Here is a 992-nt window from a genome sequence, read left to right as displayed (position 1 = left end):
GGCCAAGGCGATCGCCGAGATCAAGAAGATGATGGTGGAGAGAAGGGTTTAGGCCCTGAATGAAGCGGCTACCTGCTGATTTTTCGCCGGACGCCGTTGCGGCAGTCCGGGCGCGACTCGACCTGGTGCGAACCCAAGGTGTGACGATCCTGTTTGCCATCGAAAGCGGCAGTCGCGCCTGGGGTTTCCCGTCTCCCGACAGCGACTATGATTGCCGCTTCGTCTATGTCAGGCCGGTGCCCGATCACCTCGTGCTGGAACAAGCACGCGACGTGATTGAATTTCCTATCGAAGGCGAGATCGATGCCGGCGGCTGGGATCTGCGCAAGGCCTTGCTGCTGGCGCTCGGCGGCAATGCGGTCATCGTCGAATGGGCAAAGTCACCGATCGTCTATGAGGAAGTCGCGGGATTTCGCCGGCGCCTTCTCGACCTGTTGGCTGAGATCGTCGATCCGGCAAAGGTTTCGCATCACTATCTCGGACTTGCACGGTCGCATGTCGCCAAGATCGGCAGTTTCTCTGGCGAGGTGAAGCTGAAGAAGCTGTTTTATCTCATTCGGCCGCTGGTAGCGCTGGACTGGATGGAGCAGCACGGCTTTGCCAGCCTGCCTCCGATGAATCTTGGCGAGTGCCTCGACCAGACCGAGATACCCGCACGGGCATGCGACGAAATCCGCAGCCTGATCGAGCGGAAAAGCCAGACGCGGGAGATGGGGTCCGGTCTCACCCCGACCGCAATCGCGCGCTACCTTGAGGCCCGTTATGGACACTATGAAATGAATCTTGCTGGCACGGTCAGGGACGAGGGCCGCCAAGCGCACAATCGAGCCCTTGCAACCGATTTTTACCGCCGGGAGGCTGAACTTCAATGAGCGATGACCTTCCCATCCTTTCCCCCATCGAAGCCCGCATTCTCGGCTGCCTGATCGAGAAGAAGGAGCTGACGCCGGATGTCTATCCGCTGACGCTCAACGCGGCACTGGCCGCCGCCA

General features: G+C 60.2%; 2 protein-coding genes. Both read left to right on the top strand.

Translation table 11 applies throughout. The annotated features are described in order from the left end of the window. Nucleotides 1-59 precede the first annotated feature (59 nt). On the top strand, nucleotides 60-872 hold the full coding sequence (locus EOB49_RS34105) for a nucleotidyltransferase domain-containing protein (RefSeq protein ID WP_245472976.1): 813 nt from the start codon (nucleotides 60-62) through the stop codon (nucleotides 870-872). Continuing rightward, nucleotides 869-992, top strand: a 124-nt coding sequence (locus tag EOB49_RS38735) for a DUF480 domain-containing protein (protein WP_127383518.1), incomplete at its 3' end; no start/stop codon positions are given. The genes EOB49_RS34105 and EOB49_RS38735, both read left to right, overlap by 4 nt.

The sequence above is a fragment of the Mesorhizobium sp. M7A.F.Ca.MR.148.00.0.0 genome, assembly GCF_003997735.1.
Taxonomy (GTDB): domain Bacteria; phylum Pseudomonadota; class Alphaproteobacteria; order Rhizobiales; family Rhizobiaceae; genus Mesorhizobium.
Note: the sequence above shows the minus strand (reverse complement) of the source record. Positions and strands in the feature narration are given on the sequence as shown.